The 16,832-nt window shown below is 66.4% G+C and carries 16 protein-coding genes and 3 pseudogenes; 16 read left to right on the top strand and 3 right to left on the bottom strand.

The window, feature by feature from the left end; translation table 11 throughout:
* The first annotated feature begins 130 nt into the window (after positions 1-130).
* The 3 genes from A5678_RS03200 to A5678_RS03190 all read left to right on the top strand — a co-directional run bounded on the left by A5678_RS03200 (position 131) and on the right by A5678_RS03190 (position 2,743).
* Positions 131-1,141: a Dyp-type peroxidase gene (locus A5678_RS03200; protein ID WP_068038311.1), complete on the top strand. Its 1,011-nt coding sequence runs from the start codon at positions 131-133 to the stop codon at positions 1,139-1,141.
* Entirely contained in the window at positions 1,138-1,941 is an 804-nt protein-coding gene (locus A5678_RS03195; RefSeq protein ID WP_068038308.1) for a family 1 encapsulin nanocompartment shell protein, read from the top strand. The genes A5678_RS03200 and A5678_RS03195 overlap by 4 nt, the downstream gene beginning before the upstream one ends.
* A gap of 61 nt (positions 1,942-2,002) precedes the next feature.
* Positions 2,003-2,743 (top strand): SDR family NAD(P)-dependent oxidoreductase, encoded by a 741-nt coding sequence (locus A5678_RS03190; RefSeq protein WP_068038305.1) that lies wholly within the window; start codon positions 2,003-2,005, stop codon positions 2,741-2,743.
* Between the two features lie 14 nt (positions 2,744-2,757).
* On the opposite strand, the gene A5678_RS03185 is transcribed toward A5678_RS03190, so the two are convergent.
* Positions 2,758-4,452: an MOSC and FAD-binding oxidoreductase domain-containing protein gene (locus A5678_RS03185; RefSeq protein ID WP_068038302.1), complete on the bottom strand. Its 1,695-nt coding sequence runs from the start codon at positions 4,450-4,452 to the stop codon at positions 2,758-2,760.
* 202 nt (positions 4,453-4,654) lie between these two features.
* Here A5678_RS03185 and A5678_RS03180 point away from each other — a divergent pair, with 202 nt between their 5' ends.
* From A5678_RS03180 to A5678_RS03145, 8 genes are all read left to right on the top strand, one after another.
* Positions 4,655-5,527: an alpha/beta fold hydrolase gene (locus A5678_RS03180; RefSeq protein WP_068038299.1), complete on the top strand. Its 873-nt coding sequence runs from the start codon at positions 4,655-4,657 to the stop codon at positions 5,525-5,527.
* 64 nt (positions 5,528-5,591) lie between these two features.
* Positions 5,592-6,281: a TetR/AcrR family transcriptional regulator gene (locus tag A5678_RS27445; RefSeq protein WP_068038296.1), complete on the top strand. Its 690-nt coding sequence runs from the start codon at positions 5,592-5,594 to the stop codon at positions 6,279-6,281.
* The gene (locus A5678_RS27440; protein ID WP_068038293.1) at positions 6,278-6,958 is read left to right on the top strand and encodes a TetR/AcrR family transcriptional regulator; all 681 of its coding nucleotides are present in this window, start codon (positions 6,278-6,280) and stop codon (positions 6,956-6,958) included. The genes A5678_RS27445 and A5678_RS27440 overlap by 4 nt, the downstream gene beginning before the upstream one ends.
* Positions 6,959-7,055: 97 nt before the next feature.
* Positions 7,056-8,102, top strand: a complete 1,047-nt coding sequence (locus A5678_RS03165) for a zinc-binding alcohol dehydrogenase family protein (RefSeq protein ID WP_068038290.1) — start codon at positions 7,056-7,058, stop codon at positions 8,100-8,102.
* Positions 8,103-8,147: 45 nt separating this feature from the next.
* The gene (locus A5678_RS03160; RefSeq protein ID WP_068038786.1) at positions 8,148-9,047 is read left to right on the top strand and encodes a DUF427 domain-containing protein; all 900 of its coding nucleotides are present in this window, start codon (positions 8,148-8,150) and stop codon (positions 9,045-9,047) included.
* Between the two features lie 2 nt (positions 9,048-9,049).
* A complete protein-coding gene (locus A5678_RS03155) occupies positions 9,050-9,730 on the top strand; it encodes a haloacid dehalogenase type II (protein ID WP_068038287.1) in 681 nt (226 codons plus the stop codon).
* Positions 9,731-9,756: 26 nt separating this feature from the next.
* The gene (locus tag A5678_RS03150; RefSeq protein ID WP_068038285.1) at positions 9,757-11,208 is read left to right on the top strand and encodes an NAD(P)/FAD-dependent oxidoreductase; all 1,452 of its coding nucleotides are present in this window, start codon (positions 9,757-9,759) and stop codon (positions 11,206-11,208) included.
* A gap of 3 nt (positions 11,209-11,211) precedes the next feature.
* A complete protein-coding gene (locus tag A5678_RS03145) occupies positions 11,212-11,670 on the top strand; it encodes a cupin domain-containing protein (protein WP_068038282.1) in 459 nt (152 codons plus the stop codon).
* On the opposite strand, the gene A5678_RS03140 is transcribed toward A5678_RS03145, so the two are convergent.
* Positions 11,664-12,062, bottom strand: a complete 399-nt coding sequence (locus tag A5678_RS03140; RefSeq protein WP_068038280.1) for a VOC family protein — start codon at positions 12,060-12,062, stop codon at positions 11,664-11,666. The genes A5678_RS03145 and A5678_RS03140 overlap by 7 nt on opposite strands.
* Before the next feature lie 131 nt (positions 12,063-12,193).
* Between A5678_RS03140 and A5678_RS03135 the strand changes: the two genes are divergently transcribed.
* The 4 genes and pseudogenes from A5678_RS03135 to A5678_RS03120 all read left to right on the top strand — a co-directional run bounded on the left by A5678_RS03135 (position 12,194) and on the right by A5678_RS03120 (position 16,171).
* Positions 12,194-13,012, top strand: a complete 819-nt coding sequence (locus A5678_RS03135) for a GntR family transcriptional regulator (RefSeq protein WP_068038277.1) — start codon at positions 12,194-12,196, stop codon at positions 13,010-13,012.
* Between the two features lie 130 nt (positions 13,013-13,142).
* Positions 13,143-13,619 (top strand): YbjN domain-containing protein, encoded by a 477-nt coding sequence (locus A5678_RS03130; protein ID WP_068038274.1) that lies wholly within the window; start codon positions 13,143-13,145, stop codon positions 13,617-13,619.
* Between the two features lie 220 nt (positions 13,620-13,839).
* Positions 13,840-14,655: a lysophospholipid acyltransferase family protein gene (locus A5678_RS03125; RefSeq protein WP_068038270.1), complete on the top strand. Its 816-nt coding sequence runs from the start codon at positions 13,840-13,842 to the stop codon at positions 14,653-14,655.
* 98 nt (positions 14,656-14,753) lie between these two features.
* Positions 14,754-16,171: pseudogene (locus tag A5678_RS03120) on the top strand (wax ester/triacylglycerol synthase family O-acyltransferase).
* Here A5678_RS03120 and purQ read toward each other — a convergent pair.
* Positions 16,138-16,689 (bottom strand): annotated as a pseudogene (gene purQ, locus A5678_RS03115) (phosphoribosylformylglycinamidine synthase subunit PurQ); the annotation flags it as partial. The pseudogenes A5678_RS03120 and purQ overlap by 34 nt on opposite strands.
* Between purQ and A5678_RS26960 the strand changes: the two are divergent.
* A pseudogene (locus A5678_RS26960) lies at positions 16,651-16,832 on the top strand (hypothetical protein); the annotation flags it as partial. The pseudogenes purQ and A5678_RS26960 sit on opposite strands and share 39 nt — an antisense overlap.

The raw sequence follows: 16,832 nt of genomic DNA, 5'->3' as shown, positions 1-16,832 counted from the left end.
CGCTAGGCCCCACTGCGCGGCTCCTTGCTCGCGCCCTTCCGGCGCTCGCCGTCGCCACGCTAGGTCCCATTGCGCGGCTCCTTGCTCGCGCCCTTCCGGCGCTCGCCGTCGCCACGCTAGGGTCGCCCATGTGCCTCCCGTCCAGCCACAGCCGATCCTCGAGCCGTTGACGCCTGCGGCGGTCTTCCTGGTAGTGACCATCGACGACGGCGGAGAAGCGACGGTGCACGACGCGCTGCCCGACATTTCCGGGCTGGTGCGCGCGATCGGCTTCCGCGACCCGCCGAAACGGTTGTCAGCCATCGCCTCCGTCGGCTCGCGAGCATGGGATCGCTTGTTTTCCGGCCCGCGTCCCGCCGAGTTGCACCCGTTCGTAGGACTGATAGGCCCGCGGCACACCGCTCCGGCCACGCCCGGGGACCTGTTGTTCCACATCCGGGCCGAGAGCTTGGACGTGTGTTTCGAATTGGCCGACCGCATCCTGCGGTCGATGGCGGGTGCCGTCACCGTCGTCGACGAGGTGCACGGATTCCGCTACTTCGACAACCGCGACCTGTTGGGCTTCGTCGACGGCACCGAAAACCCCGACGGCCCGTTGGCCGTCAGCGCCACCACCATCGGCGCCGAGGATCCCGAGTTCGAGGGCTCATGCTACGTGCACGTGCAGAAGTATCTGCATGAAATGTCTTCGTGGAACGCGCTGTCGGTCGCCCAGCAGGAGCTGGTGATCGGCCGCACCAAGCTGGAGAACCTCGAACTCGACGACGACGAAAAGCCGGCCAACTCCCACATCGCCCTCAACGTCATCACCGACGACGACGGCACCGAGCTGAAGATCGTGCGGCACAACATGCCGTTCGGCGAACTCGGCAAGGGCGAGTACGGGACCTATTTCATCGGCTATTCCCGCACGCCCCAGGTCACGGAACAAATGCTGCGCAACATGTTTCTCGGGGATCCGCCCGGAAACACGGACCAGATCCTCGAGTTCTCCACCGCGGTCACCGGTGGCTTGTTCTTCTCGCCCACTGTGGACTTTCTAGATGACCCACCGCCGCTGCCCGCAGCGCCGGTGACGGAAACGTCTGTCGCACAAGACGGCTCACTCTCGATTGGCAGCTTGAAAGGAACCACTTCATGAACAACCTCTATCGCGACCTGGCACCCGTCACCGAAGCCGCTTGGGACGAAATCGAAACGGAGGCGACCCGAACATTCAAACGCCATGTCGCCGGACGCCGGGTGGTCGACGTCAGCGGGCCCGGCGGCCCGGTCACCGCGGCGGTCAGCACCGGCCGCTTGACCGACGTGGCGTCACCGTCCGACGGCGTGGAGGCTCACTTGCGGGCGAGCAAACCCCTTGTCCGGCTACGGGTTCCGTTCACCCTCTCGCGTTACGAGATCGACAATGTCGAGCGTGGTGCGCAGGACTCCGACTGGGACCCGGTCAAGGAGGCTGCCAAGAAGTTGGCGTTCGTGGAAGACCGGGCGATCTTCGAGGGCTACGCCGCCGCATCGATCGAGGGCATCCGCGCCGCCAGCTCGAACAAGCCGTTGACCTTGCCGGCCGATCCTCGCGAAATCCCGGATGTCATCACCCAGGCGATCTCCGAATTGCGGCTGGCCGGGGTCGACGGCCCCTACTCGGTGTTGCTGTCCGCCGACGTCTATACGAAGGTCAGCGAGACCACCGAGCACGGATATCCGATCCTCGAGCACATCGACCGGCTGGTTCCGGGAGACATCATCTGGGCGCCGGCCATCGATGGCGCTTTCGTGCTGACCACCCGAGGCGGCGACTTCGATCTACAGCTCGGGACCGACGTGTCGATCGGCTACACGAGCCATGATGCGGACACGGTGCAGCTGTATCTGCAGGAGACGCTGACATTCCTGTGCTACACCGCCGAGGCGGCGGTCCCGCTGACCTCCCAGGAATAAATGTCGACGGGTGGCTGCTGACGGGGAGACAAGTGAACCTTTCTGCAGGAGGCAGGATCCGATGGCAGCAACACAGGCCGACTCCACTGCGCTGGTGACCGGAGCCACTTCCGGCATCGGCCGCGAAATCGCCCTGAAACTCGCGGAACGCGGGGTCGAGGTCGTGGTACACGGCCGCGATGCCGAACGTGGCGCGAAGACGGTGCGCGAGATCGAAAATGCTGGCGGTAGGGCGCGTTTCGTCGCTGCGGATCTCAGTGATGGCGACGACGTGCGCCGCTTGGCGACCGAGGCGGGCCCGGTCGACATATTGGTCAACAACGCAGGCATCTACAAATTCGGCGCAACCGTAGAGACCGACGACGCGACGTTCGATGAGCACGTGAATGTAAACCTGCGCGCCCCTTACATTCTGGTCCAGCAACTCGTACCGGGAATGATCGAGCGCGGTGGCGGCACGGTGGTCAACGTGAGTACGGTCGCGGCCTCGGTGCCGGCGAGCGGTGCGGGTATCTACGGCGCCAGCAAGGCCGGCCTAGAGTTGCTGACCCGCGTCTGGGCGGATGAATTCGGCGCGTCGGGCGTGCGGGTGAACGCGATCGCGCCAGGGCCAACCGACACTCCCGGTGTGGCGGTCTTACCGGGCGTGTTGGACACGGTGGCGGCCAGCACCGCGATCGGCCGGCCCGCCGCGCCGAGTGAAATCGCGAGCGCGGTCATCTTCCTAAGCTCTCCCGACGCCAGTTATGTCAACGGCGCTGTGGTGCCCGTGAGCGGCGGCCAACGCGCGATCGCCGCCTGACGCAACGGTTTTCGCTATAGGTCGAGCACCAGCTCGCTCTCCGGGGCCGCTGAGCAGATGAGTACGGTCCCCTGCTCGGGCGGCTCTAGTGGCGGCTGCACGTAACTGGTCCTGCCAGCGACAACGCCGGTGACGCACACATGACACACGCCGCTCCGGCAGGAGAACCGAGTGGGCACGTCGCAAGCTTCGGCGAGCTCGAGGATGCTCCCGAATCGGGATGACCAGTTGACCGTTAGGCCGCTGCGCGCGAAGGTGATCAACGGGCCCGTTCCCACAAGTCCCTCCGGCGGGTGCGGTGGCGTACGAGGGGCGCCCTCGACGATGCCCGGATTGATCGACGGCAGGGCGCCGAATAGCTCGCTGTGGATCCGCTCAGGGGTCAGGCCCTCCGCGGTGAGTGCGTCCCGCATGTCGCTCATGAATTGGGTTGGGCCGCAGAGGTACGCAGTGGCGTTAGCCGGGATACCCAGCGCCGCGAGCGCCGACCGGCCCAACCGCCCCTGTGTGTGCGTATAGAACACCGACTGCCGCGCGCGCGGCAACGACTCGATCAAGCTTGCGACTTCGGCTGCGAACGCTTGTGTTTGGCGACTGCGGGTGGTGTGCAGCCACCAGATCTCGCGGGGGCTGCGGACCGCCGCGAGCGCATGCAACATCGCCAAGACCGGGGTGATCCCGATTCCCGCCGAAAGCAGCAGGACTGGGCCGTCACCCTCGGTGAGGTGAAACGCGCCTCGCGGGGCGGCGACCTCGACGATTGAGCCCGCTTCGACGTGCTCGTGCAACCATCGGCTCGCCAGACCTTGCTCTTCACGTTTGACGCTGATCCGGTAGTGCCCGGCGGCGGGGTTGCCCGAAAGGGAGTAACTGCGCAGCGGCGCTGGCCCACCCGCGCCGGGGATCCGCACCGTCAGGTATTGCCCGGGGAGCGGCGGCGGGAGGGCGGCATGGTCGTCGGCCTCCAGCCAAAGGGACCTCACCTGTGAGCTTTCCCGGCGTATTGCGCTGACACGCAAGGGACGAAAGCCCTCCCACGCCGGCTGCGCTTGGGCTGTGGGCTCCTGCTCCGCTGCCAGCATGTCCCGGAACGACTGCTGCCAGCCGGGGCTGAGCGCGGGGACGTCGACGACCTTGCGGAGCCGGTCGGGGTCGCGGTTCGGCAGATAGAGGAGCGCGTCGACGTCGGCGACGCTGAGCTCGTGTCGACCACGGCGGGTACGCACGATGTCATCACCCGCGCGGACCTCCCCCTCGGTGATCACCCGAAAGTAGAATCCCGGCCGATGTTGGGCGACAAGCAGGTTCGGCATCCTGGGTTCGTTCAGGCGCATTCCCACCCGGAAGCAGGTGACGCGGGGCTGGGTTACCTCGAACTCGGCTTCACCGATCCGGTAGCGGTCCCCGATGCATACATCGGCGTCGGGCAGCCCGGTGATCGTGAAGTTCTCCCCGAAGTGGCCTGGCGCGAGGTCGTCGCGACCAAGGTAGCTCTTCCAGAAGTCGTATGACTCGATTTGGTACACCATCACGGCACGCTGTTCACCGCCATGGCCGCCGAGATCACCCTGGCCGTCGCCGTCAACGTTGAGGCGCCGAACCATGATCGGCCCCGCGACCGGCGCTTTCCATATCCCCGTGTACACGGTCTTGTCATGCCACTGAACGTTCTTGGGCATGCCGACGTTCACCGAAATCAGCTTGCCCACTACGTCACCTCCGGACTTCGCCAGTGGGATGGCCGGCCCAGAATATGCCGCCCTGGGCCGGAGGGCAACAGGAGGCAGGGCTGTTGCGCCGAGCCGCTCTCGTGCATAATGGGACGCACAACCCAGAATGCGGGCGCGGTGAGATCGGAGATGTCCGCCCAGCGCGTGATGTTCGAAAGGGCGAAACTGAGGAGGGATTGTCATGCCGGCTGTGCATCATCGTTACGCCACCGTCGACGGTCGCCGGCTCTTCTTCCGCGAAGGAGGCGCTCCGACCGCTCCCGCGCTGGTGCTGCTGCACGGTTTTCCGACCAGCTCCTACATGTTTCGGCAGCTGCTTCCGGCGCTCGCCGACGACTACCACGTCATCGCGCCGGATCACCTGGGCTTCGGGCTTTCCGACGCGCCGTCCGTGCAGGAGTTCGACTACACCTTCGACGCACTGACCGACCTCACTGCCGGGTTGCTGCGCGCGCTCGGCATCGGCAGATACGCCGTTTACGTGCAGGATTACGGCGCGCCGATCGGCTGGCGGCTGGCGCTGCGCGACCCGGCGGCGATCACCGCGATCATCACCCAGAACGGCAACGGCTACGACGCGGGATTCATCGACAGCTTCTGGGACATCGTGCGCGCCTACCAACGCGAACAAACGCCTGACGCGGAGGCCGCGGTACGGCAATTCCTAACGCTCGATGCCACGCGCTGGCAGTACGTCACCGGCGTTCCCGACGAGACCCTCGTCGACCCGGAATCGTGGCATCATGACTACGCGCTCATATCCCGCCCGGGCAACGACCTGGTGCAGCTGAAACTGTTGCGGGACTATGCCACCAACGCGCCGCTGTACCCACGCCTGCACGAATACTTTCGCGCCGGCCAGGTGCCGTTGCTGGCGGTCTGGGGTCGCGGCGACGAGATCTTCGGTCCGGCCGGTGCCGAGGCGTTCGCCGACGACCTGCCGGACGCCGAGATCCACCTGCTCGAGGGCGGACACTTCCTGCTGGAATCTGCACTGGACGACGTCGCCGCGCTGATCCGCGGCTTCCTCGCCAAGGTTGAGATGCCCGCCTGACCGGTCCGGATTCAATGGGTTGGATATCCCATAGTTCGCGAGGCCCGCGGGTTAGCCTGACGCGATGGCCCATTCCGATGTTCAGGACGAACAACGGCTGACCGCCAAGGGGCGTGCCACCCGGGACCGCATCGTGGAAGCGGCCGCCCAGCTGATCGTCACCGAGGGCCTGTCCGCGGCGAATCTGGAAAACGTCCGCAGGGCGGCATCGGTCAGCGGTTCGCAGCTTGCCCACTATTTCGCCGACAAGAGCGCTCTGATTCGCGCAGTTCTGAGGCGTCAGATCGGGGTGGTTCTCGACTTTCACCGGCAGCCCAAGCTGGGGGGTCTGGCTTCCTTCGACGACTTCGAGCGGTGGATCGGCCTCAACATGCGATACCTCAGGCGCATAGGATATTTCGGCACACCCACCTACCACGCGCTTGCCGCCCAGCTGGCGAAGTCCGACGACGCGACGCGCGAAACGCTGGCGGCGGGCTACTGGCAGTGGGTCGAGCTGCTCCAGGCAGCGATGCAGCGGATGAAAGATGCCGGCGTCTTGGTCACCGACGCCGACCCGCGACGATTGGCGATGGTCGTCGTCGCCGCCCATCAGGGCGGGGGCACCTTGGCCTTCACCTACCGGGCGGAGTGGCCGCACGCCGACGCGATTCGCTTCGCGGTCAACTACCTACGCAGCTTCGCCACCGATCCCGCCGAACGGGCACCCCGCCCCGCCCGGCGTCCCCGGGGCCGCCGAAGGACCGTCACGTGAGTGACGACAGCCCAGCACGATTCACCCGCAAGGGGCTGGCGACTCGCGCGCGCATCGTTGAAACAGCCGCCCGGCTGATGTTCGAGCGCGGCGTCGCCAACACGAGCATCGAGCAGGTACGGCGCGCGGCGGGAGTGGGCGGCTCGCAGATCGCGCACTACTTCCGGAACAAGCGCGATCTCACCCGCCAGGTCGTTGCCACCCGCCGCGACGACGTGCGGGCATTCCACACCCAGCCACCGCTGGGCGGCTTGGACAGCATCGAGGCCCTGCAGGCATGGGCCGATGCGTGCGTCGCCGACATCGACGCCGTGTACCGCATCGGCGGTTGCGTCTACGGCTCCTTGGCGGGCGAGCTGATCGACGCCGACTACGAGATACACGACGATCTCTCCGCCGGCTATGACGAGTGGATCGACCTGTTTCAGGCCGGCCTCACGGCCATGCGCCGACGCGGCGAGCTGCGCTCCGGCGCGGACCCGCGGCACTTGGCGGTGTCGCTGGTTGTCGCGCATCAAGGCGGTGCGATGTTGACGTACGCCATGGGCAATCCGGAACCACTGGAGACCGCGGTCAATGCCGCCGTCGATTACGTCCGCTCGTTCACGACACCCGTACGCAAGGGCCGAACCAAATCAAAACGCACCTCTGGACAGATTGGGACGAATAGCCCATAATAACTGGGTCAGCTGGCCCATTATGTGCGCGAACCCTCACGTCGGTTTCGCATCTCCGGATTCGTTGGGGTGGCCAGGAATTGGGAGGGAGCGGCACGTGTCCACCACCGATGCACCCCAGCTGCCAACCGCCCCCGCGATGGTGCGCGAGCAGCCTGGCGGGGAAACGATGCGCGCGATCATCCTGAACGGGTTCGGCGGTCTGGACACGCTGGTCTACGCCGACATTCCGAAGCCGCGGCCCAAGGACGGCGAAGTGGTGATCGCAGTCAAGGCCTTCGGTGTCAACCACGCCGAGATGCACATGCGTCGCGGGGAATGGGCCGAAGCCGCGGAAGTCAGCGGCATCGAGTGCGTCGGCGTCGTCGACTCCTGCCCGGGCGGCGAATTCCCCGTGGGCGCCAAGGTGGCGGCGTTGATGGGCGGTCTGGGCCGAACCATCAACGGCAGCTACGCGCAGTACACCCGCGTGCGGGCCGCGAACGTCGCCCTGATTGAATCCGAGTTGCCGTGGCCGGACTTGGCCGCGCTGCCCGAAACCTACGCGGTCGCTTGGACATGCCTGTTCCGCAACCTCAACCTCAAAGCCGGCCAGACGCTGGTGTTGCGGGGCGCGACATCGTCGTTGGGCCAGGCCGCACTGAAGATGGCCGTCGCCGCCGGCGCGCGCGTCATCGCCACCGCGCGGCATCGGGGCCGGTTTCCCAGGCTGGAGGAGCTGGGTGCGTCCCGCGTCGAATTGGAAAGCGGCGGCCTGGCCGAGCACCTCCCCGAGACCAAGCAGGTCGACGCGGTCCTGGACCTGGTCGGCAACAGCACCATCCTGGACTCCCTCGACATGCTCCGGCGCGGCGGAACAGCCTGCCTGGCGGGCTGGCTGGGCGGGCTCGACCCCATTGGGGATTTCAATCCGTTGCAGCGTATGGCGAGCGGCGTGAACTGGAACTTTTTCGGCAGCTTCGTCTTTGGGACACCGGGATTCCCACTGTCGGACGTCCCCCTGCAAGACGTCGCGCGGCAGGTCGCGCAGGGCGCCCTGGAGGCCAAGCCGTCTCGCGTGTTCTCCTTCGACGAGATACATGAGGCGCACCGCGTGATGGAAGCGGGCGAAGCGGGCGGCAAGATGGTCGTCGTGGTGCAGTGACCCTTCTTCGTTGCTCAGGGGGGTTGGTGAAAGGAGGGGATGACGATGGGGCTGGCATGGCAGCAGGGTCCACTGGCCACGGGATCAGTCGGGCACTTCCTGACTGAGCAGCCGTTGCCGGCGCGGCTGTTGTACGCCGAGCCGCTGCGCAGGCGCATGCGAGTTCGGCTTGCGGACAAGTGGATCGCCGACAGCCAGGACGTGATCCTGTTGCACGAGCCGGGCCGTTATCCGGTCGCCTACTTCCCGCGCGGCGATATCGAGGCCGGAGTCCTGCTGGCCGAGGACCGGCTGACGCAGCATAAAGACCTGGGCGACACACAGTGGTTCACCATCAAAGTGGCGGCGCGAGAGGCGAGCCATGCCGCGTGGCAACACACCGCACTCCCACCTCACGCCTCGATACTCGACGGGCGCCTGGCGTTCGCGTGGCGCGCCATGGACGCTTTTTACGAAGAGGACGACCGAATCGTCGGGCATGCCACGGACGCCTATCACCGGATCGATATCCGTTCCACATCACGGCATCTCATTGTCTGCGACGGCGACCGGGTGATTGCCGACACTAAGCGCCCGCTAGCTTTATACGAATCCGGGTTTGCGCCACGCTGGTACGTTCCACGCGAAGATATCGACGAATCTGGCCTCGAACTCGTTGATACGCAGACCTTCTGCCCCTACAAGGGCATCTGCTCCTACTACGATATCGGCGGCTGCAAGCGCGCGGCGTGGTCCTATCTGAACGCCTGGCCTGAGGTGACGCGGGTTACTGGCTTGGTGTCATTCGAACCGGACAAGATCGACGTCTACCTCGATGGCGAACAGCTGCAGCTCGAGCCCGGCCAGACCGTCATCCCGCACGGCGTCGACCGCGGGCTCGACACAGACGAGGTCTTGGCGAGATCCGGATCGGAAGTCTCCACATCGCGGAAGATTGAGGCCTAACCATGCCCACACCGTCCGTCCTGGTTTTCGACGTCAACGAGACGCTGGTCGATATCGATTCTCTGGCACCGCTGTTCACCGATTTGTTCGGTGATGAGCGGGTGCTTCGCGAGTGGTTCGCCCAGCTGATCATGTACTCGATGTCCGCGACGTTGGCGGACAGCTACGTGAACTTCTCCACGCTCGCCCAAGGCGTGCTGCGCATGGTCGGCGATATCCACCGCGTCGACGTCTCCGACGATGATCTGCACCGCCTGAAGACCGGCCTGCTCACCATGCCCGCGCACCCGGATGCGGCGGAAGGGCTCGCGAAGCTGCGAGACAACGGCTTTCGCCTTGTCACCCTGACCAATTCACCGCCCAACCCGGATGGGCCGACGGCGCTGCAGAGTGCCGGGGTGGGCGAATTCTTCGAACGACAACTGAGCGTCGATGCCTGCCGCGCCTTCAAGCCGGCGCCCGCCGTGGACCGATACGCGTGCGAGACGCTTGGGGTGGCACCGGCCGACTGCATGATGGTGGCCGCGCACGTGTGGGACACCCTCGGCGCCCAGAAGGTCGGTTTCAGCGCTGCGCTCATTACCCGGCCCGGCAATCCGCCGCTGCCGGTCGACGGGCTGCCCCAGCCAAACCTCATGGTGAGTGACATGCGGGAGCTTGCCGAGAAACTCATCGGCAACTGAGAGACGCACCGGGAGGGCCGCCGGCAATGGCAGCAGACACAATGGACTACGACGTCATCGTTCTCGGCGCCGGGCCGATCGGCCAGAATGCTGCGGAACGTGCCCGGGCGGCGGGCCTGAGCGTCGCGCTGGTCGAACGTGAACTCGTGGGCGGCGAGTGTTCTTATTGGGCCTGCGTGCCGAGTAAGGCCTTGCTCCGCCCGGTAATCGCCGTCTCGGAAGCCCGCCACGTCGACGGCGCGCGCGAGGCGGTCAGCGGCCCCATCAATGCTGCCGGAGTCTTCGGCCGCCGCAACCGCTATGTCAGCGACTGGGACGATAGTGGCCAGGCCGACTGGGTGAATCAAATCGGCGCAACCCTGGTACGCGGCCATGGCCGGTTGGATGGCGCCCGACGAGTCGGCGTCACCGCTTCCGACGGTGCGACGTCCGTATTGACCGCACGGCACGCGGTCGTGGTCTGCACCGGAAGCCGGCCCGTCCTCCCCGACTTGCCCGGAATCGACGAAGCCAGGCCGTGGACCAACCGCCAAGCCACCGACAGCAGCAACGTCCCCGAGCGGCTCGCGGTGGTGGGCGCCGGCGGCGTGGGCGTCGAAATGGCAACCGCGTGGCAAGGATTGGGATCCCAGGTGACCCTCCTCGCGCGAGGTCCGGGCCTGCTGCCAAGGATGGAATCCTTCGTTGGCGAGCTCGTCGGCCGGGGTCTCGCCGATGCGGGCGTGGACGTGCGCGTCGGCGTATCGGTCCGCGCGCTGCGCCGGCCCGACGGCGGAGTGGTGACCCTCGAATTGGACGATGGCTCCGAAATAGAAGTCAGCGAAGTGCTTTTCGCGACGGGCCGGGCACCGCTCACCGACGACATCGGCCTGCAGACCGTCGGCCTGACACCTGGCAGCTGGCTCGACGTCGACGACACCTGCCGGGTGGGGGCCATTCGGGACGGTTGGCTCTACGCGGCGGGCGACGTCAATCATCGGGCCTTGCTGACCCATCAGGGCAAGTACCAGGGCCGCGTTGCTGGAGCGGCGATCGGAGCGCGCGCGGCGGGTACCCCGTTGGACACCGCACCGTGGGGCCGGCATGCAACCACCGCCGACCATTACGCCGTGCCGCAGGCCTTCTTCACCAATCCCGAAGCCGCCGCGGTCGGCCTGACGGCCCGGCAGGCCGAGCGCGCCGGGCACCGGGTACGGGCGGTCGACGTGCAGATCGGCGACGTGGTGATGGGGGCCAAGCTTTATGCCGACGGGTACACAGGCCGGGCGCGGATGGTGGTGGACCTCGATCGCGGGCACTTGCTCGGGGTCACGCTGGTTGGGCCCGGGGTCACCGAAATGCTGCACTCCGCCACCATCGCGGTCGCCGGCCAGGTGCCCATCGACCGGTTGTGGCACGCCGTGCCCTGCTTCCCAACCGTCAGCGAGGTGTGGCTGCGGCTCCTCGAGGCGTATCGGGATGCCTCGGACCATAATTGACGCATGGCCACCGCAGACGGATTCCATCCGGATTTCGACGAAACAACACCGGAAGCCACCCACAATCGGGTGCACCACGTCAAGGCATCCGACATCAGCTCCGATACCGCGCAATCGGACGGACTCCGTCGCTTCGCCGCGCTGAGCGGCGCGTCGGTCGGAGCCGAAAAGCTGTGGATGGGCGAGACACACGCAATGCCGTCGACCGTCTCGTCGAACCACCATCACGGCGACTCGGAGACCGCCATCTACGTGCGCAGCGGCCACCCGGAATTCGTCTTTCACGACGGAGCCCAGGAGGTGCGCATCTCGACTTCGCCCGGGGACTACGTTTTCATCCCGCCCCATCTGCCGCACCGCGAGGAAAACCCGGACCCGACCACCCCGGCAGAGGTCGTCATCGCGCGCAGCACCCAAGAGGCGGTCGTGGTGAACCTGCCGGCGTTGTATCCCCTTCAGTAGACGGCGATTTCGACCAGATTTCCGTCGACGTCGCGGCAATAGTGCGAGGTCATCGGTCCGAGGGCTCCGGTCCTGGTTAACGGTCCCGCGATGATCTGAACTCCACGGTCGGCGAGGTGGGCGCGGACCTCGTCCGGGCTGCTGAGCGTGATGAAGCACAAGTCCTCGGAACCGGCCGCTTCGACCGACGCGGTGGCCCACTCGGGGTCACCGGCCAGCGCCCCGACGGGCCGCAGGTTGAGTTTCTGGCCACCGAAGCGCAGAGCGATCCGGCCGGACGGCCCAAACCTCTCTCGCCGCATGCCCAGAACCCGCTCGTACCACTCGGCGGTGGCCTCGACGTCCTTGCAGTTCAGCACGACATGGTCGATCCGTTCCACCGCGAATCCCACGTCTGCCTCCTGTCGTATGCAACTGAAAAGCGCTCGGCGCCAGAGTAATCCGACTATGGCCGCCGGTGTGAGCGACACCGAAGCGGCAGGCGACCTTTACGCCCTACGCACCAGACGTTTTAATACGTCTTATGACCATCCGGTCGCTCGACCTCGAGTCCGCCGATCTGCGAGTCAGGCGCGGCAGCGTGCCCGCGAGCACCCAGCTCGCCGAAGCCCTCAAGGCCGCGATCATCAAGCAGCGCCTGCCCCGCGGCGGCCGCCTGCCCAGCGAGCGGGAGCTGATCGACCGCTCGGGCCTGAGCCGGGTAACCGTGCGTGCGGCGGTCGGACTGCTGGAGCGGCAGGGCTGGCTGGTTCGGCGCCAGGGCCTGGGCACCTTCGTGTCCAACCCGGTAAGACAAGAATTGGGCTCGGGCGTGCGCACGATCACCGAGGTCCTGGCGAACTCCGGGATCACTCCGCACGTCGACGTGCTGTCCCATCGCATTGAAGAGCCCCCGCAACGTGTCGCCGAAATGCTGGGTTTGTCCAAAGCACTGTGCATCTACCGACGCTTCCGCGACGGGGACGTACCGCTGGCACTGATGATCGCCTACCTACCGCCGAGACTCGGCAAGGCCGTCGAACCGCTGCTGTCGAGCGTGCCGGACACTCAACCCGCACGGGCGATGGAAAGCACGTACACGATGTGGGAGCGGCGACTGGGCATCCCCGTCGCCCGGGCCACTTATGAGATCCACGCGGCGGGGGCCTCCGTCGAGGTGGCCGGCGCGTTGAATCTGCCCTTGGGCTCCCCCGTGCTTGTGCTCGAACGCGTCAGCTACGGCACTGACGACAAGCCGCTGGAAGTGGTGGAGTTCCACTATCGCCCCGAGCGGTACCGGTTTTCGGTGACGCTGCCGCGGACCATGCCTGCGCCAGGTGCGGGGATTGTCGAGCGGCCCTGAACGCCTGACGTTGGCCTACCGCGAGCTACTGCCGCACTGCCCGGTTGCTCAGCCAATTCTCAACAGATTCTTCGCCGGCTCCTGGCTTGTCTCCCAGGATCCGCAAAGCCACTGCCCGCAGCATGTTGTCATGACGTACGAGCCCACGTGCGCGAACCTGGTCGAACGTTACCTGCGCGCCCGCGGGCGACGCTATTTCCGCGGCCACCACGATGGTGAATATTTCTTCGTCACCAGCGCCCGCGCGTCCGCCGCGAGGCGCCTGCACGTCCACCTCGAGATCTCGCCCGAGCATGGCGATGTGCTGATCATTCGGGCGACTCCGGACTGCTTCTTCCCCGCCACCGACCGCCCCTGGCTGGTGCACTTCTCCGACACCTGGAACCGCCAGGAACGCGAAGTCACCGCGATCGTGCACGGCTCTTCCGATCCGCAGCGGATCGGCGTGGTGGCGCGCAGGTCGCACTGGATCCGGCAGAACGTTTCCTTCGAGGATTTCGCTGCCTTCGTCGACCGCACCATCGCGGACGCGACCGACCTCTTCGACGACTTGAGCCCCGCCGTCGAACTGTCGACGGCACATCCGTTGCTGCGCGACGCAGGCTGATTCTCGCGCCCACGCTGCCGCTCGCCCCGGCGCCGCGCGAGCCGCGGAGGTCCGAAACCACAGCGACAAGAGCTTCTTGGGCGTCAGCCCGCGCTGTCAGCAAACGAATATGGCATTCTCCTAATTAGAGAGTATGATATGTCAGCCAGGGACTCAGGTTTGAGATCTACGTCACACCGGCAATCAATAGCAGACGTCAAGAAGACAGCAGCGGGGAGCCATGAAGGGCAGCGGTGTTGAGGCGGCCGACAACCACGAGACCGCCAAGTGGGATCCGGCCTTTACCGAGCAGGTGAGCAAGGCCCTCGGGCCGGTGATCAAGCGGTGGTATCGGGCCGAAGTGCGCAATCTCGACAACTTCCCGGCGTCCGGCGGAGCGTTGGTGGTGTCCAACCACTCGGGGGGCATGCTGACACCGGACGTGTTGATCTTCTCCCCGGCGTTCTACCAAAAGTTCGGCTACGACCGGCCCGTCTACACGCTGGGCCACTACGGCCTGTTCATGGGCCCCCTGGACGCCTGGCTGCGCCGCCTCGGGGTCATCGAGGCCAGCCGCGAAAACGCCGCCGCCGCACTGCATTCCGGCGCCGTGGTACTAGTCTTTCCGGGGGGTGACTACGACTCCTACCGACCCACCTTCAGCGCCAACTCCATCGACTTCAACGGCCGAACCGGCTACGTGCGGACCGCCATCGAGGCCGGGGTGCCGATCGTGCCCACCGTCTCGATCGGGGGCCAGGAGACCCAACTCTTCTTGACCCGCGGCAACTGGCTGGCGCGCAAGCTGGGGCTGACGAAAGCGCGCATGGACATCTTGCCGGTGAGCTTCGGTTTCCCGTTCGGGCTGAGCGTCATCTTCCCGCCGAACCTGCCGCTACCCGCGAAGATCGTCACCGAGGTGCTCGAACCGATCGACGTCACCGCCCAGTTCGGCCACGACCCCGACATCGACGAGGTCGACGCGCACGTGCGCGGGGTCATGGAATCGGCGCTCAAGCGACTGGCCGGTCAGCGCCGGCTCCCCATCCTCGGCTGACCGACAGCATTCGATGGCTTGGAGCTGGACCACATGCGAAAGGCGCCACAGCACAGGCCGATTCCGAACACGCGGGGGCGGGAAAAGCGGGGTGGCGAGTGAAAAGACTCAACGGCATGGACGCGATGCTGCTGTACAGCGAGACGCCCAACCTGCACACGCACACCTTGAAAGTGGCGGTCATCGACCCCGGCGACTCCGATTTCGATTTCGAGGCGTTCCGCCGTCATGTGCGCCGGCGCCTGCACCTACTGGAACCGTTGCGCTACAAGCTCGTCGACATTCCCTGGCAGCTTCATCACCCGATGTGGCAGGAGGACTGCGAGGTGGACCTCGACTACCATCTGCGGCGGGTGCAGGTGCCCACGCCGGGCGGTCGGCGCGAACTCGACGAGGTGATCGGCCAGGTCGCCTCGACCCCGTTGGACCGCGGCCGCCCGCTGTGGGAGTTTCATTTCGCCGAAGGGCTGGCCGGGGGGCAGTTCGCCCTGGTCGGCAAGATCCATCACGCGCTGGCCGACGGGTGGCGTCGGTCAACCTGCTGTCCCGCGCCATCGATGTGCACGGGCCGACGGGCGACGTTACCGACGAGCGCGATAACGACGAAGCCGGCGTGACCGCCTCGACCGCCGACCTGCTGCGCGCGGCCGCGCGCGACCACGCCCGACAGATCGCCGAGCTGCCGGGGCTGATCAGGGATGCCACCACCGGGCTGACGCGGGTCCGCCGCCGCGCCAAGGAACGCGGTGACCACCCGGATCTGGCCGGCGCCTTTGACGCACCCCCGACATTCCTGAACCACGTCGTGTCGCCGCAGCGGCGGTTCGCGAGCGTGACGTTGCCGCTGGCCGAGGTCAAGGCGACGGCCCAGGCGCTGGGCATCACCGTCAACGACCTGATACTGGCGACGGCCGCCGGCGGTCTCCGCACGCTGTTGCTGGCCTATGACGGCGCGGCCGACCGGCCGATCATCGCGTCGGTACCGACGGCCACCGACAAGTCGGACCGCATTACCGGCAATGAGATCAGTGGTCTGATGATTTCGTTGCCGGTACACATCCCCGATCCAGCCGAGCGCGCTCGGCTGGTCGCACTCGCGACCCGAATTGCCAAGGAAGACCACGAGATCCTCGGCCCGCAGCTCTACGGGCGGCTGATGGCCTATCTGCCGACCGCGGTCGCCCCCGCCGCGTTCCGGTGGCTGGGGCGCCGGGACGCGCCGAACAAGCTGATGAATGTCGCGGTCTCCAGCGTGGTGGGCCCGCGTGAACGCGGCCACTTCGGCGGCGCGGCGGTCAGCGAGATTTACTCGACCGGCGTGTTATCGCCGGGGGCCCCTGTCAATATCACCGTGTGGAGCTACGTCGACCAGCTTGGCGTCGCCGTCCTCACCGACGACCAGACATTCGACGACCCGCACGAAGCGACGGACGCCATCAGCGCAGAGTTCGCCGAATTGCGTTTAGCCGCAAAGATTTTCGCTCAGGCCGCGAGCACCGCGTCCAGCGCTGAATAAAACAGGCCCAAGCCGTCGTCGGAGGGGCCCGTCAACGCTTCGATGGCGTGTTCGGGATGTGGCATCAGCCCCACGACACGGCCGTTGGCGGAGCTGATGCCGGCGATGTCATGCAGGGAGCCGTTGGGGTTGTCGAGGTAGCGGAACACCACCCGGCCCTCCCCTTCCAGCTCTTCGAGCACGTCGTCGGGGGCCACGTAGCGGCCCTCGCCGGACTTCAGCGGCACCAACAGCTCAGCGCCCCACTCGAAACGCGACGTCCAGGCCGTCGAGATCGACGCCACCCGCAGCCACACGTCACGGCAGACGAAGTGCAGACCGACGTTGCGGGTCAGGGCCCCGGGCAACAGCCCGGCCTCGCAGAGCACCTGAAAACCATTGCAAATACCCAACACTGGCATGCCGCGCTGCGCGGCGGCCACCACCTCGCCCATCACGGGGGCGAACCTGGCGATTGCCCCCGCCCGCAGGTAGTCACCATAGGAGAAACCTCCGGGCACCACCACGGCGTCGACGCCGCCCGGGCGGCACGGCATGTCGGCACCGAGGCGGTCAGCCTGTGGCATGCCGACGCCGATCTCAAGGGCGTCGACGCCGGCGTGGTGCCAGGAGGTTTCTCCTATGGTGACTACCTGCTGGCGGGGGCAATGCCCAGGTTCGC

Source organism: Mycobacterium sp. E2733 (genome assembly GCF_001667585.1).
Lineage (GTDB): Bacteria > Actinomycetota > Actinomycetes > Mycobacteriales > Mycobacteriaceae > Mycobacterium.
Note: the sequence above shows the minus strand (reverse complement) of the source record. Positions and strands in the feature narration are given on the sequence as shown.